This is a genomic window from Pseudoalteromonas sp. US3C1004 (assembly GCF_048401065.1).
Lineage (GTDB): Bacteria > Pseudomonadota > Gammaproteobacteria > Enterobacterales > Alteromonadaceae > Pseudoalteromonas > Pseudoalteromonas undina.
In genome coordinates, this window is sequence record NZ_CP183073.1 from 1,317,559 (window position 1) to 1,343,618 (window position 26,060).

At 39.8% G+C, this 26,060-nt stretch carries 24 protein-coding genes and 1 pseudogene; 19 read left to right on the top strand and 6 right to left on the bottom strand.

All coding sequences use genetic code 11. The annotated features are described in order from the left end of the window. Positions 1–45 precede the first annotated feature (45 nt). The 8 genes and pseudogenes from ACNSN3_RS06055 (at position 46) to ACNSN3_RS06090 (ending at position 5,431) form a co-directional block, all read left to right on the top strand. Positions 46–879 carry a toll/interleukin-1 receptor domain-containing protein gene (locus ACNSN3_RS06055; protein ID WP_418608783.1) on the top strand — a complete coding sequence of 278 codons (834 nt, stop codon included), beginning with the start codon at positions 46–48 and terminating at the stop codon, positions 877–879. Positions 880–962: 83 nt separating this feature from the next. Next, a pseudogene (locus ACNSN3_RS06060) lies at positions 963–2,154 on the top strand (IS3 family transposase). Between the two features lie 138 nt (positions 2,155–2,292). Next, positions 2,293–2,760, top strand: coding sequence for a nuclear transport factor 2 family protein (locus tag ACNSN3_RS06065; protein WP_290157684.1), 468 nt, complete (start codon positions 2,293–2,295; stop codon positions 2,758–2,760). Between the two features lie 63 nt (positions 2,761–2,823). Beyond that, entirely contained in the window at positions 2,824–3,180 is a 357-nt protein-coding gene (locus ACNSN3_RS06070) for a hypothetical protein (protein WP_178955971.1), read from the top strand. A gap of 258 nt (positions 3,181–3,438) precedes the next feature. Further along, a complete protein-coding gene (locus ACNSN3_RS06075) occupies positions 3,439–3,837 on the top strand; it encodes a hypothetical protein (protein WP_418608785.1) in 399 nt (132 codons plus the stop codon). A 140-nt stretch (positions 3,838–3,977) separates the two neighbouring features. Further along, on the top strand, positions 3,978–4,628 hold the full coding sequence (locus ACNSN3_RS06080; RefSeq protein ID WP_054200831.1) for a YidC/Oxa1 family membrane protein insertase: 651 nt from the start codon (positions 3,978–3,980) through the stop codon (positions 4,626–4,628). Between the two features lie 27 nt (positions 4,629–4,655). After that, positions 4,656–5,081 carry a GNAT family N-acetyltransferase gene (locus ACNSN3_RS06085; RefSeq protein WP_418608786.1) on the top strand — a complete coding sequence of 142 codons (426 nt, stop codon included), beginning with the start codon at positions 4,656–4,658 and terminating at the stop codon, positions 5,079–5,081. A gap of 110 nt (positions 5,082–5,191) precedes the next feature. Further along, positions 5,192–5,431: a DUF3955 domain-containing protein gene (locus tag ACNSN3_RS06090; protein WP_418608787.1), complete on the top strand. Its 240-nt coding sequence runs from the start codon at positions 5,192–5,194 to the stop codon at positions 5,429–5,431. A 12-nt stretch (positions 5,432–5,443) separates the two neighbouring features. On the opposite strand, the gene ACNSN3_RS06095 is transcribed toward ACNSN3_RS06090, so the two are convergent. Together ACNSN3_RS06095 and ACNSN3_RS06100 are read right to left on the bottom strand one after the other, a co-directional pair. Next, a complete protein-coding gene (locus tag ACNSN3_RS06095) occupies positions 5,444–6,073 on the bottom strand; it encodes a trimeric intracellular cation channel family protein (protein ID WP_010389835.1) in 630 nt (209 codons plus the stop codon). 290 nt (positions 6,074–6,363) lie between these two features. Continuing rightward, the gene (locus ACNSN3_RS06100; RefSeq protein ID WP_010389839.1) at positions 6,364–7,380 is read right to left on the bottom strand and encodes a LacI family DNA-binding transcriptional regulator; all 1,017 of its coding nucleotides are present in this window, start codon (positions 7,378–7,380) and stop codon (positions 6,364–6,366) included. Between the two features lie 290 nt (positions 7,381–7,670). Between ACNSN3_RS06100 and glk the strand changes: the two genes are divergently transcribed. The 6 genes from glk to ACNSN3_RS06130 all read left to right on the top strand — a co-directional run bounded on the left by glk (position 7,671) and on the right by ACNSN3_RS06130 (position 14,829). Then, on the top strand, positions 7,671–8,669 hold the full coding sequence (gene glk, locus ACNSN3_RS06105) for a glucokinase (protein ID WP_055011881.1): 999 nt from the start codon (positions 7,671–7,673) through the stop codon (positions 8,667–8,669). Positions 8,670–8,698: 29 nt separating this feature from the next. Continuing rightward, complete coding sequence (locus ACNSN3_RS06110) at positions 8,699–9,712, top strand: LacI family DNA-binding transcriptional regulator (protein ID WP_010389842.1); 1,014 nt, start codon at positions 8,699–8,701, stop codon at positions 9,710–9,712. A 338-nt stretch (positions 9,713–10,050) separates the two neighbouring features. Then, a complete protein-coding gene (gene edd / locus ACNSN3_RS06115) occupies positions 10,051–11,901 on the top strand; it encodes a phosphogluconate dehydratase (protein WP_075169452.1) in 1,851 nt (616 codons plus the stop codon). Positions 11,902–11,934: 33 nt separating this feature from the next. Continuing rightward, positions 11,935–12,567 (top strand): bifunctional 4-hydroxy-2-oxoglutarate aldolase/2-dehydro-3-deoxy-phosphogluconate aldolase, encoded by a 633-nt coding sequence (eda, locus tag ACNSN3_RS06120; RefSeq protein ID WP_418608788.1) that lies wholly within the window; start codon positions 11,935–11,937, stop codon positions 12,565–12,567. Beyond that, the gene (gene gap / locus ACNSN3_RS06125) at positions 12,564–13,568 is read left to right on the top strand and encodes a type I glyceraldehyde-3-phosphate dehydrogenase (RefSeq protein WP_418608789.1); all 1,005 of its coding nucleotides are present in this window, start codon (positions 12,564–12,566) and stop codon (positions 13,566–13,568) included. Before eda ends, gap begins: the two co-directional genes overlap by 4 nt. A gap of 136 nt (positions 13,569–13,704) precedes the next feature. Beyond that, a complete protein-coding gene (locus ACNSN3_RS06130) occupies positions 13,705–14,829 on the top strand; it encodes a sterol desaturase family protein (protein WP_418608790.1) in 1,125 nt (374 codons plus the stop codon). A 44-nt stretch (positions 14,830–14,873) separates the two neighbouring features. Here the strand turns inward: ACNSN3_RS06130 and ACNSN3_RS06135 are convergent, their stop codons facing one another. The 4 genes from ACNSN3_RS06135 to ACNSN3_RS06150 form a co-directional block, all read right to left on the bottom strand. Next, positions 14,874–16,151, bottom strand: a complete 1,278-nt coding sequence (locus ACNSN3_RS06135; RefSeq protein WP_418608791.1) for a protein kinase — start codon at positions 16,149–16,151, stop codon at positions 14,874–14,876. 122 nt (positions 16,152–16,273) lie between these two features. Then, the gene (locus ACNSN3_RS06140) at positions 16,274–16,987 is read right to left on the bottom strand and encodes a YebC/PmpR family DNA-binding transcriptional regulator (protein WP_008110544.1); all 714 of its coding nucleotides are present in this window, start codon (positions 16,985–16,987) and stop codon (positions 16,274–16,276) included. 165 nt (positions 16,988–17,152) lie between these two features. Continuing rightward, positions 17,153–19,231 carry a M13 family metallopeptidase gene (locus ACNSN3_RS06145; protein WP_418608792.1) on the bottom strand — a complete coding sequence of 693 codons (2,079 nt, stop codon included), beginning with the start codon at positions 19,229–19,231 and terminating at the stop codon, positions 17,153–17,155. A 187-nt stretch (positions 19,232–19,418) separates the two neighbouring features. Further along, complete coding sequence (locus ACNSN3_RS06150; RefSeq protein ID WP_418608793.1) at positions 19,419–21,209, bottom strand: ABCB family ABC transporter ATP-binding protein/permease; 1,791 nt, start codon at positions 21,207–21,209, stop codon at positions 19,419–19,421. Positions 21,210–21,322: 113 nt separating this feature from the next. On the opposite strand from ACNSN3_RS06150, the gene ACNSN3_RS06155 reads away from it, so the two are divergent. From ACNSN3_RS06155 to ACNSN3_RS06175, 5 genes are all read left to right on the top strand, one after another. Further along, positions 21,323–21,784, top strand: coding sequence for a hypothetical protein (locus ACNSN3_RS06155; RefSeq protein WP_008466921.1), 462 nt, complete (start codon positions 21,323–21,325; stop codon positions 21,782–21,784). Between the two features lie 107 nt (positions 21,785–21,891). Next, complete coding sequence (gene secD / locus ACNSN3_RS06160) at positions 21,892–23,730, top strand: protein translocase subunit SecD (protein WP_418608794.1); 1,839 nt, start codon at positions 21,892–21,894, stop codon at positions 23,728–23,730. Beyond that, on the top strand, positions 23,723–24,652 hold the full coding sequence (gene secF / locus ACNSN3_RS06165; RefSeq protein WP_418608795.1) for a protein translocase subunit SecF: 930 nt from the start codon (positions 23,723–23,725) through the stop codon (positions 24,650–24,652). The genes secD and secF overlap by 8 nt, the downstream gene beginning before the upstream one ends. Before the next feature lie 267 nt (positions 24,653–24,919). Beyond that, the gene (locus ACNSN3_RS06170) at positions 24,920–25,396 is read left to right on the top strand and encodes a GreA/GreB family elongation factor (protein WP_138562292.1); all 477 of its coding nucleotides are present in this window, start codon (positions 24,920–24,922) and stop codon (positions 25,394–25,396) included. A 104-nt stretch (positions 25,397–25,500) separates the two neighbouring features. Beyond that, positions 25,501–26,052, top strand: coding sequence for a hypothetical protein (locus tag ACNSN3_RS06175; RefSeq protein WP_418608796.1), 552 nt, complete (start codon positions 25,501–25,503; stop codon positions 26,050–26,052). Positions 26,053–26,060 lie beyond the last annotated feature (8 nt).

Here is a 26,060-nt window from a genome sequence, read left to right on the forward strand (position 1 = left end):
TTTTGCCCATTATTAGGGCGTTATAAGCATTAAAGGATTTGCAGTATGCTGACTGTTCAAGAGAAAATCAGGCTATTAAAAAAATTACTAGATAAATCAAAGACAGTCACGGTTGAAAAAAGTGATGATCCAAACTTTAAAGCTTGGAATAATTTAGTAGAAAGGACTCTCATTAAGGTTTTTGGAAAGGAGTCTACAGAATTTGAACATTTCAATAGTTTAAATTTCTTTTACTTTTCGTATATTCTTGATAGTAGAGATGATACCCATCGTCATTTAAAGTGCTTTCGAGAAGACTTTAAAATGTTACTAACATCTATTGAGCAATATATTGAAGAGCTTGAGGAGTTATCACCTCCAGCATCTGAACAAAATAACTCTCTGACTTCCAATAAAATATCTAAAGTCTTTATTAGTCATGCGACTGCTGACGCAGAGGTTGTCGAAGAAGTTATCGATATTCTAGAGACTATTGGTTTGGAGTCTAATCAAATTTTTTGTACCTCTTTTGAAGGTTATGGTATTGATTTAGGTGAAAATTTTTTAGATGCGATTAAAGAAGAACTTTCTTCTGATTGTTTAGTTATTTTTTTATTATCTAAAAAATTCTATGAAAGCCAAGTATGTTTGTGTGAAATGGGAGCTACTTGGGTTTTAGCTAAAGAGCATATACCCGTCCTAATTCCACCTTTGGATTTTTCAGATGTAAAAGGAGTAATTCCTTTAACTCAGGGTTTTAAAATTAATGAACCGCTAAAACTAAACATATTTAAAGATAAAATTGAAAAAGCCTTTTCCATCCAATCATCTTTGACAATGTCTACATGGGAAAGAAAAAGGGATAGGATATTAGCTCGGATAGAAAAAGCAATTGAGTAAAATGCTTATAACAAGTTGCTTAAACGGACAATGCTCCTCACCCGTTTTAGTGGACACCTCCTCATTACTTTGAGGAGGCTAAAATGCCTAGATATACCCAACCTAGAAAGACATGGTTTTACCCAGTTAATTTTAAAATCAAAGCAGTCGAACTAAGCTTACGAGACGATGTCATGTCAAAGGACGTTGCCGAGGCGCTAGATATTCATCCGTTAATACTGAGTCGTTGGCGAAAAGAGTATCGAGAAGGTAAGTTTAAAAACGTACCGCGCTATCAAAGCAACAATGAAACAATGAGTAAATTCCCAACAAAAAAAAGCTGGATAACATTCAAAAGCTTAAGAAAGAAAATGAGCGTCTTAAGCAGGAGAATGACCTGCTAAAAAAGTGGCAACGGTATCTGGCGGAAGTACATCAGAACGATTTGGATTCATCCAAAAATTCGGACAAGCCTTAGGTGTAAAATACTTGTGTTCTTGGCTTAATGTTTCGCGTAGTGGGTTTTATGCTTGGCGTGACAGAACAGTGTCAGCTAGAGCGCTGTCAGATGCTAATTTGTTGTTGAAGATAAAGCACGTTTTCAATGTAAATCATCAAACCTATGGTAGCCCACGCGTATTTCATGCGCTAAAAAAAGAAGGTATAAACACAAGCCAAAAACGTGTTGCCCGCTTAATGCGAGAAAACGGTTTAAGAGCCAGAGCTCTTAAGACTTACAGCAAACCGGCGAAGGTGAAGTTCTTTTATAAAGAGATAGAAAACAAACGCAAAGATAGTGAAAAGGCCACGGGGATCAATCAGCAATGGTCTGGCGATATTACGTATTTAAAAGTCGGCGCTCGTTGGCATTACCTTGCTGTGGTTATCGACTTATATTCACGTCGAGTAATCGGCTGGGCGTTTGGTAAAAACAAAACAACAGACCTTACGTTAAAGGCGCTAAGGCTTGCGATAAAGAAACGACAGCCAACAGAGAGTGTATTATTTCACACTGACCGAGGCGCAGAATACCGTGCTCACGTTGTACAAAAGTATTTGGCTAGCAAAAACATCAAAGCCAGTATGAATAGGCCTGGGTGCTGTACTGACAACGCAGAAGTCGAGTCGTTCTTTTATTCGCTTAAAGCAGATTTAATTCGAGGAAATAAATTTGAGAGCAGCGGTAAACTATTATCAAAATTAAAGGTTTACCTAAATTATTTTTACAATAGACAGAGATTGCATTCGAGTTTAGGATATAAATCACCTGCCGAGTTTGAATTGGCAGTTAATTGAAACGTGGACGGTGTCCACTTTATCGGGTGAAGATCACAAAAAACAGTTGGCTTTTTGTTCACTCCGTTCACTTATTTTAGCCAACTACTTTTTGCCTGTTAATTAGGCGTTATGTGAATCTCACGGTAAGGAGTACCAATGAACAAATATATTTCAATTCTAGCTATTTCAATCTCTCTAATTTCAACCATTGCTTTTGCGAGTGATGATAAATTTGATTATGAGAATTTTGTTAAGCAATACCATCAAGCAATGACTAATACACAACAACCAGGAGCATCTAAAGAAGACTTAGAGATTTACTTGTCATTCTTAACTGATGATGTTGGTAATCAACATTTTCCTAACGCGCCAGATGACTCAAGAGAGGCTAATGGTAAAAAACTAATGCGTGAAGGTATGTCACGTTATTTAGGTGTTCATACAGAGTATGAAGCTAAAATTCTTGAGTATATTGTCGGTTATAACTCTATTGCACTTAAACATACTTTCTCTGCTAAAGGCTTACGCTCCGATGGCTCTGAGTTTAGTTACAGTAAAGTGGTACTCGATGTTTTAGAGTTAGAAAATGGTAAAGTATCTGTAATTCGCAGATACGGAAAATAATTCACATAACAAGTATGGTGAGTCAAAAGGGGAAGTTTTATATGAAGCGAATGGTATAAAATAATGCAATTAATTGATCCATCTTCCATTCAAGTCATTTCAGCATACTTTTTTTTCGGTGGTTGTATAGGTGTTTTTATTTGGATTGGTTTGGTTATTTACTTAAAAACTAAGTGGTTACCATTACTCGAAGAAACTCTTGATGATGGTGTTAAGTTTTATAGCCTTAACATCTTTTTATCCGCTAGCGGAATTCTACAATACGCTACGGTTTTTATTTGGTCCTTTCATGCTAAGCGTTACGGAATGTTTGAAAAAAGGCAGAGTATACCTAAACATATTCAAAAGTGGTTTGTTTTTGCTTTTTTTTGGTTGATGTTTAGTGGGGCATTAATAGTAATATCTGCTGTTATTACTTAAGTGTATGCTCAATAAAATAAACTTATAAGATAATTGGATTTCTTACATATACAGAAGTAAGAATGTATTTAGGAATTTAATTATGATTAAGTTTATAGCTGGCAGTTAGGATGGGCGTCATTGAATTCTTTATGTGAATGTTTATTCATGTTAACGTTTGTCGTTTAGTTAATTGACAAACTAATTATGGCTCTAGCATTGAATTAAGCTAACACCGTGTGGGAGTCATTATCTATAGGCATCTACGCAGGATACTTAATGGAGCCAGATTACCAAAACTATAGCCTCCAAGAGTTATTGGAGGCGCGCAGCTCAATTGATCAGCAAGCTTACCCACTTCGGTATTTTAAAATTTGCCAACAGATTGAGGTTGCGGCCAACAAGCCTCAAGAACGACAAGTTCTCAAAGACCGTGACTTTTTTTCTAGGCTCGTTTTCGTAAAAGTCATCACATCTTTGCTCAGCATAATTTTAGCTAGCAAATTATATTATGCTTTTTCGGAGGGGTATATTTCTTGGAAAGGAAATACTGACTATTTTGTCCAACAAAGTCCGCAGACATACTATTTTCTTGTTGCAGTGCATTTTTTCTTTTTAGGCATTTTTTTAGTTTTAGTATTTACAAACTGGTGGATTAAAAAGCACACTGCCAAATAAAGTTTTAGATTCGAATTTGCTCTTTCCCCCGCTTAAGTTGACTCTAGATCATAGCAACCCATTTTTAGTTTAAAATAAACTGTTGACATAATATGTCGTGATGGTTATTTTTAATACATAATATTAAAAGGAAAACTAAAATGGAAATTTGGAATTTATTTACTGATTTGATCGTGCAATCAATCACCTTTTTTACTCAAGATGTGGGCGTAAGCCAAGCGGCTGCAATTATTTTGTTTACCGTTATTGGGCGATTAGTTTTAATGCCGATTAACCTTGTCGCTATGGCTAATATGGTTAGAAATAAAAAAGCAATTGCCGCACTAAAACCTGAGCTAGATAGCATAAAAAGCAACCATAAAGACCAGCCCAGTGAAATCGCAAAGTTAACTATGGCGCTGTATAAAAAGCACAACATTAAGTTTATCGATAAAAAAAGTGTGATTAATATGGCAAGCCAAGGGGTATTTGGCCTTGGAACTTTTCAAGCTCTGCAACAAATTGTATTTACTAGTAAGTTTGCCTGGATTGCCAGTATTGCAAAGCCTGACATTGCGCTTTCCTTACTAGTGGGAGCTATTACATATCTATCTATGATGATGATGCCAGGTAGCGTAGAACAAACCAGCACTTTATTGTTCCTAATTCCCGCAATTATTTGTGTGGTTACTCTGGTTAACTTTCCTTCTGCAATTGGTTTATACTGGGCTGCATCAAGTAGTACTAGCTTGTTGCAGTCATTATTAGTAAATAAATATTTTAAAAACCAGCAAGCACAACAAGTTTTGTAAAGGTCGCTAAACAAAGGAATGGCAATAATGAATATGTGTTATCAGCCCACAGCCGATTTAATGGCTTCTGCACAGTTAACCTATACCAATATGCGTGGATATTATGGGCATTATGGTGTTGATTGGCAGCAACTTAAAATATGTGAGCAAATTTCAGACCTTGAAAATTGGGATGTTTTGTTAAATGGCGATGTAGTGGGTGCAATGCGCTTGGCTTTTGATAATGAGGGTTGCTATATACGTGACCTACAAGTAGATGCTGCGTTTCAAAATATGGGTATTGGTGCTGCAGTAATTAATGAGGGTGCTCGTTTAGCTGTGCACAGAGGTGCTATGCAACTTAGGCTTCGGGTTTTTAAAATAAGCCCTGCGCACAAGCTTTACACACGTTCAGGTTTCAGCATAGATAAAGAAGACGACAGATTTTATTATATGTCTAAAAGCTTAGTTTAATGGCTGTGACTTTTATTTTAAAAAATTAATGTTGCTCAGTCACTGTAGATTAATATTCGCACATTCAAACTGCTATCCCGACAATTTAATAAAATAGTTATGGATAGATTATGCGCTTTTTTTCAAACAAAACAGCCACATTGAGTGTTTGCTTTTTATTGCTTGGCACGGGTTTTATGCTGATAGAAAACAGTGTGTATCAATATGTTGATCATAATGGTGTTCTACATGAAAGCGTGTTTATGCCCTTGAGCATACTGTGTTTTGCTTTGGGAGTTCTTTTTGTGGTTAGTTTGTTAGCCCGAAAAGTATTCGGGCTATTTAAAAGTGCTAGGGCAGGTGGGTATTAAAAGCTGCTGTTATTACTCATTATTTAAATTAGCGGGTTCTAATAAATTAAATGTTGGTAAGCGCCACTTAAAGCGTACCGATGCCATTCGAATTAAATAGCCTACTACTAAACTTGCAACCACGCTGATATTGTCATCAATATTGTAGTGGTGTAGCGCTAAGTATAAACACGCGACTATAAGCGCTACGCTTGCGTAAAGTTCATGATGAAGTACTAATGGTGCTTGGCGACAAATTAAATCACGCAACAGTCCACCAAATACACCTGTTACTATAGCTGCGACCACACAAATTCCATAGTGCAAACCCATATTAAGTCCAACTTGGCAGCCAATAATACTAAACGCAGCAAGCCCTAGTGCATCTAGGCGCATAAATATGCCTTTAAATTTAACCACCCATTTTGCCAACCAAGTGGTAACAATACCGGCTAGGCAAGTGATCAGTAAATATTCTGGGTGTTTTACCCAAGTAAGTGGGTAGTTACCTAATAAAATATCTCGCACGCTACCACCACCAATAGCTGTGGCACTGGCTACTAACATAACACCAAACCAATCCATGTTTCTGCGCCCAGCGCTAAGAGCACCGGTCATGGCTTCTGCTGTAATACCTATAATGTAAACGATGGTTAATAGCATGAGATGATCGCTTGAAGTTTTAACAATAAAATAAAAACAGGATTGTAGTGATAAAAGCATGCATTGACGAGTGAAAAATTACATTAAAAACAGCTGCTTTCAGATTAAAAAAACTAATGTGATAGCGAGGTGTGAATAGCCTGTTAATGTTACGAAAGCACCAGCTTTAGTATTGAAAGCAAAAAGGACAAATGACCGTAAAAATGCAATAAAGCCTGAATTAATTTAAGGTAAAAGAGCGCTGTTGTCTTTAATTTTGTTGCTTCTTAAAAGCGGTTTTATTGAATGAATTAACTTGAGCCACGTGCGATTAAACGCGGTGGTAGTAGGGTGCTTTGAACTTGTTCACCCCTAATGAGCTTTAATAGGTTTTCAACCAACATTTGCCCAGCAATAGTGGTATTTTGCTCTATGGTTGTCAGCGGCGGATTAATGTAACTGGCAATAGATATATTATCAAAGCCGATTACGGCTACATCTTTTGGCACGTTAATATTGGCTTCTTTTAATGCCCGTATTGCGCCTATTGCTATAAGGTCGCTGGCAGCAAAAAGTGCATTAAAGGTGATGTTATTAGCAATTAACGAACGAGTGGCATGATAGCCAGACTCTTCGGTAGAGATAGCATTGGCAATTTTACGCTCATTAAGTGTAATGCCGTTTTGTTGTAACGCGTCTTTAAAGCCATTAAAGCGGGCAAAAAATTCGGGGCTATGATCAGAGGCATCGCCTATAAACGCGCAGTCTTTTCGGCTATGTGCCAATAAATGCTCAGCGGCGAGTTTACCGCCGCCATAATTATCGCAACTTATGGTTAAATCAGGGCGGTTATCAACACTTGCTCCCCAGCAAACAAATTTGGTGTTTTGTTCAAGTAAGGTGTTAAATTTAGGCTGAAAATCTATGTAGTCGCCATAACCTAATAAAATGATGCCATCTGCACGGTGACTGTCTTCGTAATCTGCCTGCCAATCAGCACTGGCAGATTGAAATGACACGAGTAAATCGTAACCCTCTTTAGCGCAGGCACGAGTAATACTGCCCAGCATGGCTAAAAAAAACGGATTGATTTGCGATTCATCTGAGGTCGGATCTTCAAACAACAATAAAGCTAGGGTGCTACTTTGTTGAGTGCGCAGGTTACTGGCGTTTTTATCAACTTTGTAATTAAGCTTTTTGGCAATGTCATGAACCCGCCTTCGGGTTTCATCATTTACCAAGGGACTATTTCGTAAAGCACGAGAAACTGTAGATTGAGACACCCCAGCATAGTGGGCTATATCAAATGAGGTGGCTTTACCTTTCATCACGATTACTTATTTAAGAGGACAATAAGGGGCTATTCTCGTTTATTAGTGATTTTTTTCAAGCTTATTTGTCAATAAAGGCATTTTTTTATTGATTTTTTCATGACACCGGTGTCACAATAAGGACGTTTTATCATTTTGTTGTCAAAACGTATTAGCTACCTTTATTATTAAAGGTAGCCTTTTTTACAGTGATAGCTGCTTTGAGGTGATAGCTCAAAGTAAATAAGTATCAATGATACCCCATTAAAATAATAAGTACTCATTACTTAAACAAAAGAGATAACACTATGGGTTTACACTCTAGCACACACTTTGATCCAATTCTGGTTGCCGATATTGGCGGCACAAATGCTCGCTTTGCGTTGATCACGGGGTTTGATGAATCAAGTAATCAATTTACCATTGAGCATAATCATACGTTTCCAAGTGCTAATTATGGTTCCCTCGAAAGTGCTACCGAGTATTACTTATCAACAGTGTCTCATATAAATCCTAAACGCGCATGCCTAGCAGTGGCAGGCCCAATCAACGCAGGCCAAGTTCACTTAACTAACTTAGGTTGGCACTTTAGCGTTAATGATTTCAAACAGCATTTTGACCTTGAACAATTAAGCGTAATAAACGACTTCGCTGCATTCGCTTACGCCGCTCCGTATTTAGATCCTTCTCAAAACGTAACCGTTAAACCTGGCCAAGCAGACGACACAGCAAATATTGGTGTAATGGGCCCAGGTACAGGCTTTGGTGCAGCGTGTTTAGTAAGAACTGCACATTCGTGTGCGGTAATGAGTTCAGAAGGTGGTCATATTTCTCTAGCGGCAGTAAATGAACTTGACGCTCAGCTTATTCAAGCACTTAAGAAAGACCACCCACATGTATCGGTAGAAACTGTGTTTTCTGGACCAGGCATTGCTCATTTGTACAAAGCAATGGCTGCAGTTAAAGGGGTCGCCGCAAAGAATTTAGACGCTGCACAAATTAGTAGCTTAGCCAACAGCGGTGAATGTGAAGTATGTGAGGCAACGCTTAATCAGTTTTGTGATTGGATTGGCAGTGTAGCAGGCGACTTAGCGCTTGCTTATGGTGCTCTTGGTGGCCTTTATATTGGCGGTGGCATATTACCAAGAATGCAGGCTCGTTTACTGGAAAGCCGCTTCATTGAGCGCTTTTCACAAAAGGGCATAATGTCGCAATATACAGGTCAAATTCCGGTCACATTAGTAACACAAGACAACATTCCTTTAATTGGTGCTGCCGCGTGTTTGCATACGAGTCAACAGGTTTAATTACGTTGCATACATTTGGAAATAAATAGATGAAAAAAGTCACTATAAATAGCGTTGCTAGTTATGCCGGTGTATCTAAAAAAACGGTATCGCGCGTACTGAATAACGAACCAAATGTGAGCGCGGCCACCCGCGAGAAAGTATTGGCGGTATTTAAGGAGCTTGATTACACACCTAATCCCATTGCTCGAGGGCTTGCACAAAACCGTAGTTTTATTATTGGTTGTTTATACGATAACCCAAGTAAAAGTTATATTACTCGGGTGCAAACAGGCGCATTAGCTGCTTGCCAAGAAAACAACTATAACTTGCTGATTCACCCTTGTGAGCTCAGAGGTGATGCACTTATTAATAATATAGAGCAGCTATTACAGTCATCACGCCTTGATGGTTTAGTACTTACGCCACCATTTTGTGACTTTTCAGAACTGGTTGATTTTTTAAAGTCGAAAAAAATTCCTTATGCTCGAGTGGCTTCTGCTATTTTAGAAGATGACTCTATTTCTGTTACCAGTAATGACGAGCAGGGCGCATTTGAAATTACCGAGCACTTAATAAACCTAGGGCATACCTCTATCGCGTTTATTAAAGGTCACCCAGATCACAGTGCTACACAGCAGCGTTTTAAAGGCTACAGGCGCGCATTAGCAAGCCATGGTATTGAATTTAACGAACGCTTAGTTGAAGAGGGTAACTTTAGTTATCACTCAGGGGTAGACAGTGCGCGTAGTATTTTAGATTTATCGCCACGACCTACTGCTGTATTTGCATCGAATGATTACATGGCAGCCGCCGTTCTTAAATTAGCTACACAGCGTAATTTACGTGTACCAGATGACATTTCTATTGCTGGCTTTGATAACGCTCCCATAGCGCGTCATATTTGGCCCGGACTAACTACTATAGCGCAACCCGTAGAAGAGATGACTAAACAGGCTGTTACCCAGTTAATTACCCATATTATTGAGCCACAAGAGTCGCCTTATAAGGTGATTTTAGAAGCAAAATTAATCACGCGAGAGTCAACCGCAGCCGTAAAATAAAACCGCTTTTTCACAGTAGCCCGAGTATGAGTGACGCTTACTCGGGCTTTTTTTATCTGCATTTTTAACCTTCATTATTTGCCGCTAATATTTCACTAAAAATTCACGTTTATTTATTGCACATGTTAAAAAAAATGACTATTTTTATTACTCAGGGTTGACACCGGTGTCATTGTCATGCGTTAATACCCTGACACCGGTGTCAGGGTTGTTGTGAGAGGCTCCCTGGTAGCGTACCTTTGAACGGGTAAGTCAAAGATGCTCAGTACAGTTATTTTCGTGGAGTCTATAATTGTTACTGAGCCTTTATCCTCTAACGAATAGAGATGAGTAAAATTATGTTGCACCCTCGAATTCAAGAAGTCACAGAACGCGTTATTGAGCGCAGTAAACAAACCCGTCAAGCCTATTTAGATCGTATTTCGCACGCAAAAAAACAAACAAGAGTTCGTGCTGGTTTAGGCTGTGGCAATATTGCCCATGTTATGGCTGCGTGCAGCAGCGATGACAAAGCGCGTTTAAAAGCAGATGAGGTGCCAAACCTTGCAATTATTAATTCATACAACGACATGTTATCTGCGCATGTGCCTTACAAAGAATACCCAGATTTAATTAAAAGCATTGCCACTAAATTTGACGCGACCGCGCAAGTTGCTGGCGGTGTACCTGCGATGTGTGATGGCGTTACCCAAGGTCGTGACGGCATGGAACTATCGCTTTTCTCTCGTGACGTTATTGCTATGTCTACTGCTGTTTCTTTATCGCATGACGTATTTGATGGTGTGTTTTGTTTAGGTGTGTGTGACAAAATTGTTCCTGGCTTATTAATTGGTGCTTTATCATTTGGTCACTTACCTGTGTATTTTTTACCAGCAGGACCAATGCAGTCAGGTATTCCAAACAAAGACAAAGCACGCGTGCGTCAGAAGTTTGCCCAAGGTTTAGTATCTCGCGATGAGTTATTAGAGGCGGAAAGTGCTTCTTATCACAGCGCGGGTACGTGTACGTTTTATGGCACTGCAAATTCAAACCAAATGTTAATGGAAATTATGGGCTTACACTTACCAGGTAGCTCGTTTATCAATCCATACACAGAATTGCGTGATGGCTTAACGGGTAATGCAGTTGAAACCATGCTCAAGCAGCTTACAGAAAACAAAGATGGCCCGTGTTTAGCGGATGTGATCAGCGAAAAAACCATTATTAATGGTCTCGTTGGTTTGCTATCAACTGGTGGCTCAACCAACCATGCAATCCATATTGTGGCAATTGCAAAAGCGGCTGGTATTCAGCTTACGTGGAAAGACATGTCTGATTTATCCGCTGTTGTACCACTACTGACACGTATCTACCCTAACGGCTCTGCTGATGTGAACCATTTCCAAGCAGCTGGTGGTATGGGTTTCTTAATGCGTGAATTAGCAGGTGCTGGTTACCTACATACAGATGTAACCACTATTTTAGGCGAAGGTCTTGCACCTTACATGTGTGAGCCGCTACTCGATAAAGACGATAACTTGATTATGAGTGATGCCAATGGCCCTAGTAAAGTTAAATGGGTTGCGTGTCCTGAAAACTCACATGATGAAGAAGTACTTCGTCCTGTAAGTAATCCATTTAGCAAGCAAGGTGGTTTACAGCTACTAACTGGTAACTTAGGTAAGGCGGTTATTAAAGTATCAGCCGTTGCAGAATCTCATCAAGTGGTGTCAGCACCAGCTAAAGTATTTAGCTCACAAGGTGAGTTACAAGACGCTTATACCCGTGGTGAGCTTAACCAAGATTTCATTGCTGTTCTTAAAGAGCAAGGCCCTAAGGCTAAAGGCATGCCAGAGCTTCATAAGCTCACGCCGGTAATGGCAACATTACAAGATCAGGGCTACAAAGTGGCTATTGTTACTGACGGACGTATGTCGGGTGCATCAGGCAAAGTTCCTGCGGCAATCCACTTAGCACCTGAAGCAGTTGAAGGCGGCATTATAGCTAAAATCCATGAAGGCGATATTGTTACTTTAGATGCGCCAAATGGTATTTTAAAACTGCATGTAAGCGACGAAGATCTTGCACAGCGTGAGCTACAAATTAGCCAAGCTAGCCAAACATTTGGTACAGGCCGTGAATTATTTACTGGATTTAGAAATATCGTAAGCAGTGCCGATTTAGGTGCAAGTGCTTTTGGACTTGAATAATAATTAGCCATATTGGGTAATGAGGAACAAGTAATGAGTATTGAAAAAATCTTAGCATTGGCACCCGTTGTGCCAGTGGTGGTAATCGAAAAACTAGAAGATGCCGCACCACTTGCAAGAGCGTTGTACAACGGTGGCTTAAAAGCACTTGAAATTACACTACGTACACCAATTGCTGCACAAGCTGTAAAGTTAATGAAAGCTGAAGTACCAGAGGCCTATGTAGGTACTGGCACTGTGGTTGATAAAGCAAGCTTTAACGCGTCAGTAGAAGCGGGCGCTGACTTTATGGTGAGCCCAGGCGTAAGCGATGAACTATTAGCATTGGCAAAAGAGTCAAGTATTCCTTTTTTACCCGGTGCAGCAACCCCAAGCGAAGTGATGAACTTAGCAGCGCACGGCTTTAAATTTTTAAAGTTTTTTCCTGCAGAAGCCGCAGGCGGAACTGCGATGATTAAGTCGATTGGCGGCCCATTACCTGATATTACTTTTTGTCCAACCGGTGGCATTAGTTTAGCTACTGCGCCTAATTACTTAGCACTTAACAATGTTATTTGTGTAGGTGGTACGTGGATGTTAGACAAACAACTTATTGAAAATAAAGACTGGCAAGCTATTGAAACGCTTGCTCGCCAAGCATGTGAAGTTAATAGGAGTCAAAAATGATTAATGTAGCAATTAATGGCTACGGCCGTATCGGTCGTAATGTATTGCGTGCACTGTATGAATCAGCGCAAAATAATGAAATTAAAATTGTGGCTATTAACGATTTAGCCCCAGCCAATGTAAATGCTCATCTGACTCAGTTTGACTCAGTACATGGTCGTTTTTCACAGCAAGTAACACTTAAAGATAACACTATGCTAATTGGCGATGATGTGATCACGCTAACGCAAGAACGTGACCCTGCTAATTTACCGTGGAAAGAACTAAATGTTGATATCGTACTTGAATGTACGGGGCTATTTACTTCTCGCGAAGCAGCTAATAAGCATATTAAAGCGGGCGCGAAAAAAGTAGTGGTATCGGCTCCTGGTACTGATATGGATGCTACAGTAGTACACGGTGTAAATAGCGATGTAATTAATGCCGATAGCAACATTATTTCTAATGCTTCATGTACAACCAATTGTTTAGCGCCTGTTGCTAAAGCAATTAACGATACAGTAGGAATTGAACAAGGTAGCATGACCACCATTCATGCTTACACCAACGATCAAAACTTATCTGACGTATACCACCCAGATTTATACCGCGCGCGTAGTGCGACTCAATCTATGATCCCAACTAAAACGGGCGCAGCGAAAGCAGTTGGTTTAGTACTGCCTGAACTTGCCGGTAAATTAGATGGCATGGCGGTACGTGTACCAACAATTAATGTGTCGTTAGTTGATTTAACATTTATTGCTAAGCGTGACACAAGTATTGAAGAAATTAACCAAGTAGTTAAAGATGCTGCGTTTGGCTCTATGAAAGGTATTTTAGAGTACAATGAGCTGCCGCTTGTTTCTATCGACTTTAACCATAACCCAGCATCATCAATTTTTGATGCAACGCAAACGCGTGCTGATGGTAAATTAGTTAAAGTAATGGCGTGGTACGACAACGAATGGGGTTTCTCAAACCGCATGTTAGATCAAGTTAAAGCGCTGGGTGCTTATTTATAATTTTTCCGTGTAGTTAAATTTTACTTTATCCAGCCAAGCCACGCACTGCGTGGCTTTTTTTGTGTTTTAGTTAGCCCAAAATTTGCTAGAATGTGCGCATTAGAATAGGGAACTGCATGCCATATTAAGGAAAATAATGCTAAAACACGTCACTAAAAAAATATTTCGTACTAGTCACCTGCAAATTGGTGAGGGTAATATCAGCGGTTATATTGCTTGCTTTTTGGCAATATTAAGTTGCTTAGGAGTGCTTGCATTCCACTTTCCGGAATATTTAACGACTCCAGAATTACGTAAAAGCTATAGCGTCGACTTTTTACGTCAGCTCATGTTTGTTGCTCTTATTATTTCCGGTAGCTTAGGGTTACTTAATTTTGTACGAAATACGAATAAGCGTTTGGGTGCCACTGCGTGGTTTTTTATTGTACTGGCCATTAGCTTTGGTGGCCCGAATGTTGAAGTGAATGACTTTGCAGATAACACTCCTTATATTGGCCTAGATTGGTTTATATTAGACTTACTAGGCTCTACCTTAATTTTTATTTTAATTGAAAAACTACTTCCGCATCGAAAAGAGCAAAAAATACTTCGTAGTGAATGGCGCGGGGATTTAAACCACTTCTTTGTTAATCACTTAATAGTGGGCTTTGTATTACTGGTTACTAATCATTTTGTTCATTATGGTTTTGGTTGGGCGGTTTCGAGCACACTGCAAGCTTACATAGCGCAAATGCCGTTTATACTACAGCTATTTTTAATTATTTTGGTGGCTGATTTAATGCAGTATTGGACGCATCGTGCGTATCACGAAGTGCCATTTATGTGGCGATTTCATGGTGTGCATCACAGTGCCAAAGAAATGGATTGGCTCGCAGGCTCTCGTCAGCATATTTTAGAAATACTGATCACCCGTAGTTTAGTGTTAACCCCTATATTTGTGCTGGGGTTTTCACAGCAAATAATCAGCTTATATGTAGTTATTGTTGGTTTTCAAGCCGTATTTAATCATGCTAACGTGAATGTAAAATTTGGGTGGTTGAAATATTTTATGGTTACTCCGCAGTTTCACCATTGGCATCACGCATCCGATAAAGCTGCCATTGATCGAAATTATGCAGCCCATTTCTCGTTTTTAGATTATTTATTTGGTACTGCGGTAAAAGGCCAAGCAGAGTGGCCTAAAGAATATGGTGTTGTCGGGGACTACATGCCTGTAGGTATGCTAAAGCAACAAATTTACCCGTTTAAAAAACAAAAATAGTCTGTAGTTTTAGATTGCGGCCATAAGATCCATGGCCGCAGCAATCATAAAAAGTCAGCTAATACTCTAAGCGTTGGCCGCTGTGCAACATTTTCGCTCATGCATTGCTGCGAAATATGTTGTAAGTGCATTACTTCAGCACTTTGCTCGTGGCAGGTGGTAAGTAAGTCCTCAATTAAACACCCTAAAGCGCGCACTTCTATTAATTGCATTTGTTGACGTTGATAATCACTCAGCATAGTAAGATCAGTAGCTGCGCCAAAATCACCAAACAGAACCCTTGCTTGCGCGTTTACCGTAGTATTGTGCGCATAAATGTCACCATGGCTTATATTGTGTTGGTGCAAGTGTGCCACAGTACTAACCATTTGCTTTGCAATGCTATAAATTGTATCGGCAGAGTAATGGCAATCGCTTTCAAATGTATCACGAGTACAGGTATCAAGGCTGGGAGGTAAGCCTAGATTCGTAAAGCTTGAATCAATTAACTCCATCACTAAACCAAGCTGCTGCTGTTGTTCAATGTAAGCCAGTACTTTAATTAAGTTTGGATGCTCAAGCGCTTGCAAGCAGCAATTAACTTCATCCAGCGGATAACCATCGCTTGTAATACTCCCTTTAAATAACTTAACAGCAACCGGCTCTTTATTTGTTGAATAAGCAAGATGAATAATTCCTGATGCGCCTTGGCCTATTACTTTACTGAGCGAGTAGTCACTCAGTGGTTTATTGGTTAAATTTGATTGGGTAAGGCACTGTGATTTATTAAAGCAATTACCTGCAAATGCAAGCCAAGTAAGCTTAGGAAGTTCAAATAGCCAATCATCAACATGAGTTAATTGATTTGCAGAGAGTCTAATTAGTTCTAAGTTATGGCAGTTTGCCATGCTTGTTGGTAGAGCACTGAGTTGGTTACCTGCCAAAGCCAGCTTTTTAAGCGCAGTGTATTGGCCAAATGTTGCAGGCAGTTTGGCTATTTTATTATCTGTAAGAATAAGCCATTCAATCGCTTTAGGCAGGCTGTTATCTGCAAACTCAGTTATTTGGTTACCTTTAAAGGCAACCATGATAAGAGCGGGGCACTTAGCGAGTATTTTAGGTATATGGTTAAACTGATTAAACGACAAAAACAGTCGTTTTAATTTTGTTAAGCAAGCAAATTCATCAGGTAAATCAGATAAATTGTTATTTGATAAATCCAAGACTTCGAGGGTATCAGCAAGTGTAAAAATTTCTTCAGGAAAGTCGTTTAGCGTTTCAACCAATTGTAGATGTGTTGCACCAAGCAATTGGCCGTTGCGAAGTTGTGAAAGGGTATTCAAAATTAATTAATCCATTTTACATAAAACAAAAAGGCCAACTAAGTTGACCTTTAAACATTATTTGATCTGAACTCTGCTTGAAACAGATTTATTATTCGAAGTTCAGGTTGTTCGCTTAACGATTAAAATTGAGCGTTATGGTACACGTTTTGTACGTCATCACAATCTTCAAGCATGGCTAAAAAGCGCTCCATAACTTCAACGTCTTCGCCTTCAATAGGGGCTTCAACTTGAGGTACAAAGGCAATTAAGTCTTCGTCAAATTCTGTCACACCCATTTCTTCAAGTGCTGTGCGGGTATTGTTGTATTCAGTGTGCGGTGCAAATACGGTCACTTTGCCGTCTTCTACTTCAACGTCGGTAACATCAACATCTGCCATCATCAGTGCTTCAAGTACGGTTTCATCGTCGTCACCGTCAAACACAAAAATAGCAAGGTGATCAAATAAGTGTGAAACTGAGTTTTGTGCGCCAATTTTAGCGTTTGCTTTGGTAAAACATACACGTACATCAGCAAAAGTACGTTTGTTGTTGTCGGTTAAACAGTCAACAATAATCATGCAATTACCTGGGCCGTAACCTTCATAACGCGTGGCTGCATAGTCTTCACCGCCGCCGCCTTTAGCTTTATCAATGGCGCGTTCAATTACGTGAGCCGGTACTTGGTCTTTTTTAGCGCGTTCAATTAAACGACGTAGTGCTAGGTTGCCGTCTGGATCAACACCGCCATTTTTAGCACAAATATAAATTTCTTTACCGTATTTAGAATAAACTTTAGTTTTAGCACCCGCAGTTTTAGCCATTGAATCTTTTTTGTTTTGGTAAGCTCTTCCCATCTGCGTTTCGCCTTAATATGTATAAATAATTGAAAAAAATTGCAAGCCCATATTCTAAAGGTAAATGCGGGGCAGGGCTAGTAAGTATTGTTAGTAGCCAAAAATAAAACAACCCGCATAAGCGGGCTGTTTATTCGTTACAAACGATGAACGGTTGTTAGGGTATTACCAAATACGAACGCGTTCTTCTTCTGGTAGGTATAACTCATCGCCTGGTTTTACATCAAATGCTTTATACCAAGCGTCATGGTTACGAGGTGCTTGTGCTCTAAAGCGACCCGGTGCGTGTGTACCACCACGTAATTGGTTTAACATGCTTTGCTCAGTACGTTTTTCTTTCCATACTTGTGCCCATGCTAAGAAGAAACGTTGATCGCCGGTTACACCGTCAATTACCGGTGCTTCTTTACCATTTAAGCTTAGTTTGTAAGCATGATAAGCCATGGCTAAACCACCCACATCACCAATATTTTCACCTAAACTGTTGCGGCCATTTACAAAGTTACCTGGAATTGGCTCATATTTGCTGTACTGAGCCGCCAGTTTGTCAGCTTTAGCATCAAAAGCAGCACGATCTTCGTCAGTCCACCAGTTACGTTGAATGCCGTTAGCGTCAGATTTTGAGCCTTGATCATCAAAGCCATGGCCCATCTCATGGCCAATTACAGCGCCAATGCCACCGTAGTTTACTGCTGGATCTGCATTTGGATCGAAAAACGGCGGTTGTAATATAGCGGCAGGAAATACAATTTCGTTAAACGAACTATTGTAGTAAGCATTAACACGTTGTGGTGTCATGCCCCAACGATTACGGTCGGTCTTTTTCAGCTCTTTTTCTACACTTTCAGCCTGGAAAAACTCACGCATATTTTTTACATTAGTCATTAAATCATTTTTGCTAATGCTTAAGCCTTCATACGATTGCCATTCATCTGGGTAACCAATTTTTGGCACAAACGCCGCTAATTTTGCACGCGCATTTACTTTTGTTTCTGCGCCCATCCAATCTAAGTTATCAATACGCTCACCAAGTGCTGTGCGTAAGTTTTCAACAAGCTCAGACATTTGTTGCTTAGATGACTCAGGGAAATAACGATCTACGTAAATTTTACCAATTGCAAAGCCCAATGAGCTAGTGCCAGACATTTGGCTGATAGCGCGTTTCCAGCGTGGACGTGGTTCTTGTTGACCATTTAACTCTTTTCCATAAAAGGCAAAGCTAGTGTTAAATATTTCTTCAGATAATAGTCGTGAGTTACCATTAATCGCATGATATGTAAGGTAGTCTTTCCATACGCTTAAATCTTCGTTATTGATTAAGTCAATCATGGCTTTAACAGGTTCAGGCTGCGATACGTTTAATTGTGGTACTTTATAACCTGTTTGTGCAAAGTATAAATCCCAGTTAAATCCTGGGTATTGCGCACTTAACTCATCGCGTTTTACTTGGTTTAGGGTTAAATCACGATTACGGCGTTTTTCACGTGGCCAATGACCTTCTGCAATTTTGGTTTCAAGCGCTAAAATCGCTTGTGCACGCTCTGTGGTATTATCAACCCCTGCAAATTTAAGCATATCGGCAATATGTGCAACATACGCTTTACGGGTTTTTACAAAACGTTCTGCATCTTCAAGGTAGTAAGAACGATCGGGTAAGCCTAAGCCACCTGCGCCTAATGACATTTCGTATTTATTGGGATCTAAACGGTTAAACCACATACCGCCGCCAAGTGGTGCACTCACACCCGTAAGCCAAGATTGGCCAAATACTTTTGCCAAATCATCAGTTGAGGCAACCGAATTGATGTCGTTAAGCAACGGCTTAATTGGCGTTATACCAAGTTTATTAAGCGTCTCGGTATCCATGTACGAATTATAAAAGTCAGCGACCAGTTGCTCTTCGGCGTTTAAGTTTTCACGTGCTGCAATGTCTTCAATAATTTCTTTAACGCGATCTTCACTGCGCTCAGCTAGCGCAGAGAATGCACCGTAGCGGGTTTTATCTGCTGGCATTTCATAGTTGTCGTACCATGAACCACTGGCGTACATGAAGAAATCGTCGCCTGGTTTTACAGCTTCGTTACGCGCAGTTAAATCAACTCCAAACGTGCCTAATTCGGCTTGCTCTGTTACTTGTGGTTTTTCTGCAACTGCTGCTACTTGCTCAGTTTTTGTTGTTTGTGGCTCAGAACAGCCAGTAATAAATGTGGCAGCGAGCGCCGCTGCAATTAAACTCTTTTTCATTATTTTTCCCTATGAATTCACGTTATTTAATTCGTTATATTTTTGTTATAAAAATAGCTACTTGATTGTATTGATAACTTCACTGCAAACAAACCTTTTGAGGTGAATAACCGTACCGGTCGATAAGATGAATGAAATACTAGCAAAATAGCACTCAGATACTTAAATTGTACCCGAGTGGCTTAGTTTATTGCGCCTTTGACTGTTTTTGTTGCAAGGTCCACATATGAGCATATTCACCATTTTGCATGAGTAATTCATCATGTTTACCTTGCTCTACCACTTCTCCCGCCTTAAGCACGATAATAGTATCGGCATCGGTAATTGTTGATAAGCGGTGCGCAATAACAATACTGGTGTGGTTAGAGGCTACTTCTCGCATAGCGTTTAATATGGCCTGCTCAGATTGTGAGTCGAGCGCGGAAGTGGCTTCGTCAAAAATTAAAATCGGCGATTGCTTTAAAATAGCGCGAGCAATAGCAATACGTTGTTTTTCGCCGCCAGAGACTTTTAGTCCGCGTTCACCGACTAAGGTTTTATCGCCTTTATCTAGGCTATTAATAAAGTCTGTTAGATGCGCCATGTTTATGGCTTTGTTTACTTCATCTTCACTGGCGCTGGGTCTGCCGTAGTGAATATTTTCGCGTATGCTGGTATTAAATAACACAGTATCTTGCGGCACTATGGCAATAGCTTTACGCAAACTTGCCAAGGTGACTGTGTTTATGGCTTGATTATCAATTTTAATCGCGCCCGATGAAAGTTCATAAAAACGATATAACAAGCGGGCTAACGAGCTTTTACCTGCGCCACTAGCACCTACAACCGCTACCTTAGCACCAGGATTTACATGAAAACTGACGTTCTTAAGAATAGGGCGTTTACTATCGTAGCTAAAGCTGACATTTTCAAAGCTAATTGCCCCATTTTTGAGTGCTAATTGTTGCGCAGTTTCGCTATCTGCTACTTTGGGTGAGGTATTTAATAACCCAAGCATGTTTTCAAGGTCGGTAAGGGCACGGCGTATTTCTCTATACACAAATCCCAAGAAGTTAAGGGGTAAAAATAATTGGATCATATACGCATTGATCATTACCAGCTCACCAATCGTTAACTCGCCGGTAACCACTTCATTGGCTCCAAGCCACATTAATGCGGTTATAGCACATGCAATGATCTGTGCTTGCCCTGAATTAAGCGCCAGTAACGAGAGTCTGTTTTTTAATCGTGCTTGTTCCCAGGTTGCTAAAAATGTGTCGTAAGTTTGGGCTTCATGCTGTTCATTATTAAAGTATTTTACGGTTTCGTAATTTAATAGACTGTCGATGGCACGGGTGTTACTTTGATTATCAGCAGCGTTTGACTCACGAATAAAGCGGTTTCGCCATTGGGTAACCGTCACGGTAAAAAAAATATAAATAGCCACAGCCAATAGGGTGATTAACGCGAACCAAATAGAAAACAAGGTGCCAAAAATAATCGCTACGGTCATTATTTCAAACAACGTGGGCACAATATTAAACATTAAAAAACGCATTAAAAAGCTTAAGCCACTGGTGCCGCGCTCTATGTCTCGACTTATACCGCCAGTTTGTCTGTCTAAATGAAAGGCTAAATCTAGCGAGTGCAAATGTTTAAACACTTTAAGGCCAATATCTCGCATGGCATGCTCGGTGACTCGCGAAAATACTGCATCGCGTACTTCACCCAAAAATACGCTAGCAAAGCGCAATGCGCCGTACATAACGAGTAATAAAGTAGGGACGAGTAGTAGTGGGTTAATTGATTTATCAACCGAATCAATTATTTCCTTTAAAGCCCATGGCATGAGTAATGTCGCCCCTTTAGCACCGATGAGCGCTAATATGGCAATCAGCACACGGCCTTTAAATTTAGTGATGTAAGGCCAAAGAGTTTGAATGCTTTGTTTTAAATTCATGGCGTCGGGGCGTTTTACTGAACTTTGTCTGGAGCGCATCGAGGATCTCAGTATTTGTTTTTATATAAATTAATTAGCTTAAGAACTGCTATTGTATTTTAATTAGCTGCCCTTATATACTAGCTATCCTTTATTTTAGTTTTAAATGACCAATGTTTAAATTTCGCGTTTTTTTAGCTACTTGCTTGTTTTTTGCTGCACTCTTTAGTGTGCAAAGCCATGCTATGGGCGTAAAGCACGAATTAAACAGTAACCAAAGCAGTTATAGCGATGTTATTAATGTTGACCATTTAACTAACATTTCCGTACCTACAAAATCGCTTGGCGATTTACAGCATAAAAACTCAAAGCATTCTGATTTTGATGCGCATCAACCTAGGCTAACAGCCAATAACTCATTTTTATTTTTACACAGTGCGCAGGGCGATCCTGAATACGATGTAGTGCATGAGTTTTTTGCCCTAAATGGGTGTAGGCATATTTTTTTGCGACCGCAAGCAGTCAACATAAGTCAGCCTTGGTATACCTGGGTATTTAAAAGTAAAAAGTCGCGCTTGAGCGGCTGGAAAGACGCTAACCTGTTATACACCGCTGTAACCACCTACCACGCTTAATGTTTCTTATTTAATTTAATTGGTTTTAACGCTTCGCGTTTTGACCTGCAGATTAATTGTGCCTAATAGGTACGTTACTGGGCTATGCCGAGTAATAAGGAATAACTATGTTAAGTCTAAAAAAAGATAAAAAGCAATTTAAGGCTAAATTTAAATTAAGCTATGTAGCCATGTTGATTGTATTGGTTTTACTAGCAATAAGCGCCTTACCTAATTTATATCCGAATAAGTCATGGTTGCATATTAGTGCAGCTTCTGATGTTAAAACGCAAGTAATGCCAAGTACTGAAAACCTAGTTAGCTTTTTAAATAGCCAAGGTTTTGAAGTGAGTGAAAGTTTAAAAGACCAAGCAAATATTAATGTACTTTTAAATACACCTACACAAAGTGCCCAAGCTCAGGCGGCTTTAAAATCAAACTTTCCAAATACACAGGTTAAAATTGTTGAACATGCAACCAGCCCTATTTGGTTACAAGAGTTTGGCTTATCGCCTATAAAGCTGGGTCTTGATTTAAACGGCGGGGTATTGTTTGTACTTGATGTTGATTTAAATAAAGCCATTGATGAGCAATTGCTCAGTGCATATCAACAAACAAAAGCCATTATTGTTAAGCAAAAAGCCTATGGCGTTAAAGCGAAGCAGACTAATCAGGGCTTTGAAATAAGTGCGCTTGAGAATGCTGGCGATAAGCTAACAGTTGTCATAAAAGAGCTTAAAAGCCGTTTTGAAAACCTCACTACAACCACATCAACTAATGGCAACTTACAGGTCGTTAAAATTAGCTATTCTGAGCAAGGGCGCAGCGCATTTGATAAAGAAGTGATGAGCCAAACACTCACCACACTTCGCTCACGTATTGAAGAGCTCGGTATAACTGAGGCCGTTACACAGCGCCAAGGTAAGCAGCGCATTCGTATTGAGCTACCTGGCGTGCAAGATCCAGCTGAAGCAAAACGCATAATTGGTGCAACCGCGTCATTGGGGTTTTATCAACTTAAAGAGAGCGGCGGGCAAACGTTTAATTTGCAATCGGGAGGGACTATTAAGCTCGACCCTGTACCTATATTTACCGGTGAGCATATTAATAACGCTAATATAGGCCGTGATGACTGGGGTAAACCTTTGGTACAACTGAGCTTAGATGGCCAAGGTGGCGATGCTATGTCGGCTTTTTCAAAGGCGAATATAGGTAAACCTATGGCAACGCTCTATTCAGAGTATTCACAAAATGCTAAAGGTGAAGTGGTTAAAAAAAGCGAAGTTATTAATGTGGCTAATATTGCCCAGCATTTAAGCTCGCGTTTTAGTATAACCAATATGCAAAGCCAACAAGCGGCTGCCGATTTAGCGCTATTACTACGCGCAGGATCACTCACTGCGCCCGTAACTATAGTGCATGAGCAAACTATTGGTCCAAGCCTTGGCCAAGACAATATTAATAATGGATTAGCGGCGTTAATGTTAGGTATGGGTTTAACGCTTGCGTTTATGGCACTGTGGTACCGCCGTTTAGGGCTTATTGCAAATGTTGCGTTAATTTTAAACTTAACCTCTTTAGTGGGGCTAATGTCGTTATTACCTGGGGTGGTTTTAACTCTTCCAGGAATAGCAGGCTTAGTATTAACTATAGGAATGGCGGTTGATACTAACGTGATTATATTTGAACGAATAAAAGAAGAGCGTCGCAAAGGTCGCCCCCCGTATCAAGCAATCCAAGAGGGTTATAAACAGGCTGCTAATACTATATTTGATGCCAATATTACCACCATGATCACCGCGATTATTTTATATGGCATAGGCTATGGCCCAGTAAAAGGCTTTGCGATAACGCTGGCGCTTGGTCTTATCACATCGGTGTTTACTGGAGTGTATGTATCTAAGTATTTAAGCCAAAGCCTATATTTAAAGCTGGGTAAAAAAGCAGGAGTAAACGCGCATGCTTAACACTTTTTTAAAATGTGACACAGGGACGCGTATGCGTTATACAGGCTTGCTTATAAGTGCCATATTTGTGTTGTTATCGGTATTCACCATTGCACAAAAAGGGCTTAATTTTGGCCTTGATTTTACGGGTGGTTATTTAACAGAATTTACCACCAGCCAAGGTGTTGAACTAAAACAGCTTGAGCAATTTATTGCTAAAAACCATCAAGGTGAATTTGAACTTACAGCACAGGGCAATAATCATTTTCAATTAACGCAAGCGCCAAGTGAGGAAGCTAATAATGATGCTTGGAAAACCGCGATTAGCCAAAACCCAGATATAAACGCTGAGGTTTTATCATCGGCTTATATTGGCTCTCAAGTGGGTGATGAATTATTTGAGCAAGGCTGCTTAGCCTTATTTACTGCGATGGTAGCGGTAATGATTTATTTAGCTGTTCGGTTTGAGTGGCGTTTAGCATTAGGCTCTGTGGTGGCTTTATTACATGATTTAGTGCTGGTGGTTGGCTTATTTTCGTGGTTACAAATAGAGTTTAACCTAACCGTTTTAGCCAGTTTATTGGCAATTATTGGCTACTCCCTAAATGACTCAATAATAGTGGGCGATAGAGTACGCGAGCTGTTGCGCATACCAACAAACATCACACTCAAACCAAGTCGTATTATCAACAGTGCTATTAAAAGCACCTTAACTCGTACGCTTATTACCTCAGGAACTACGCTCGCAACAGTGGCAAGTGTTTGGCTGTTAGCTGGCGAGCCGCTGCAGGGGTTTGCCATTGCTTTGTTTGCAGGAATAGTCGTAGGCACGCTGTCGTCTATTTGTATTGCTGCTACATTACCTGAGCTACTTGGGTTAAGTGCTAAAAACTACGATAAGCAAGTGGATCAGCAAACGCAGGCATTAATGGATATGCCATAGCCTTAAATATTAGCATTGTTGTTACACAGCAAAGGGATTGTGTTCGATGTAGCAACAATGCTAATACCAACCTACATAAATATTTGAACAATTTAACGAATTAAATCCCCCTATAACGTTGTTAAAATTTTTTCATTTAGAACAACTAGATGTCAAAAATTTTGCCTAGTTATAGAGCAATTTTCTTATCGTTAAAATAGGTCCCATATCCAAGCAGATTGGTATAAAATAGCAAATTATTTTTATCGAATTGAGTGAATTCTCCAAATGAATAAAGCCCATGTTACTGAGCACCTTCGTTTTGCCTTAGATGAGCAACTAAACACTGCTAAAATTGCAGCTCAAACAGCTCACGATACCGCTACCCATGAAGAAAGTATTGCAGAGACCCAATACGATACCCTCGGGCTTGAAGCTGCCTATTTAGCACAAGGCCATGCAGAGCGAGTTAATGAGTGCTATAAAGAAATACAACTATTTGAAGCCATATACAACGAACCCGTTACAGGCACTGTCGTTATAAGCTCATTGGTATGTTTAGAAGACGATGCCAGCACACAAAAATGGTTTTATTTAGGCCCAGCAGCTGGTGGATTAACCGTTGATATTAAAGGCACAACCATTCAAGTACTTACCTCTGGCGCACCATTAGGCCAACAGTTATTAGGTAAACAAGTCGATGATGAAGTTAGTTTAACACTCGGTGATGTAAAACATAGTTACGATGTGGTTGAAGTGCTTTGAATGTGGTATTTATTTGTCTCTTACTCTGAGGCGCAGCATCTCGTAGGCCTCTTTGTTAAATTATTGCCTAAAACTTATAGAATAAAATTAAAGATGAGCCGTTTATGAACTTGGTATTGGTCAGTGATATTTTTGGTAATACAGCGGCTTTAAAAGCATTTGCTGAAAAACTAAACGCTCAGTCTATTGTCGATCCCTATGGCGGGGTTGATATGGCGTTTAACTGTGAACAGCAGGCCTATGAGTATTTTAGTCAGCATATTGGCCTTGATGAGTATGTAGCTATTTTACAAAAAGCGATTAAACCACTCGCTGGCAACACTATATTGATTGGTTTTAGTGTTGGCGCATCGGCAATTTGGTCAATGTCTGCACACCCGGCGATTAAAACGATAGCTAAGGGCATTTGTTTTTACAGCTCGCAAATTAGGCACCATACAGATATACAACCACAATTTGAGATTGAACTCATTTTTCCGCATTATGAGCCGCACTTTGATGTTAAATCATTACAGGTGGAGCTTGCAACAAAGGCTAATGTTAACGTAAAGCATGTTGATTACTTACATGGTTTTATGAACCCACACTCAAGTAACTTTAATCAGAATGCTTACGATCAAACATTAGCTGCGCTATCTAAAGAGCTAAAAAATTAGCAGTTAAG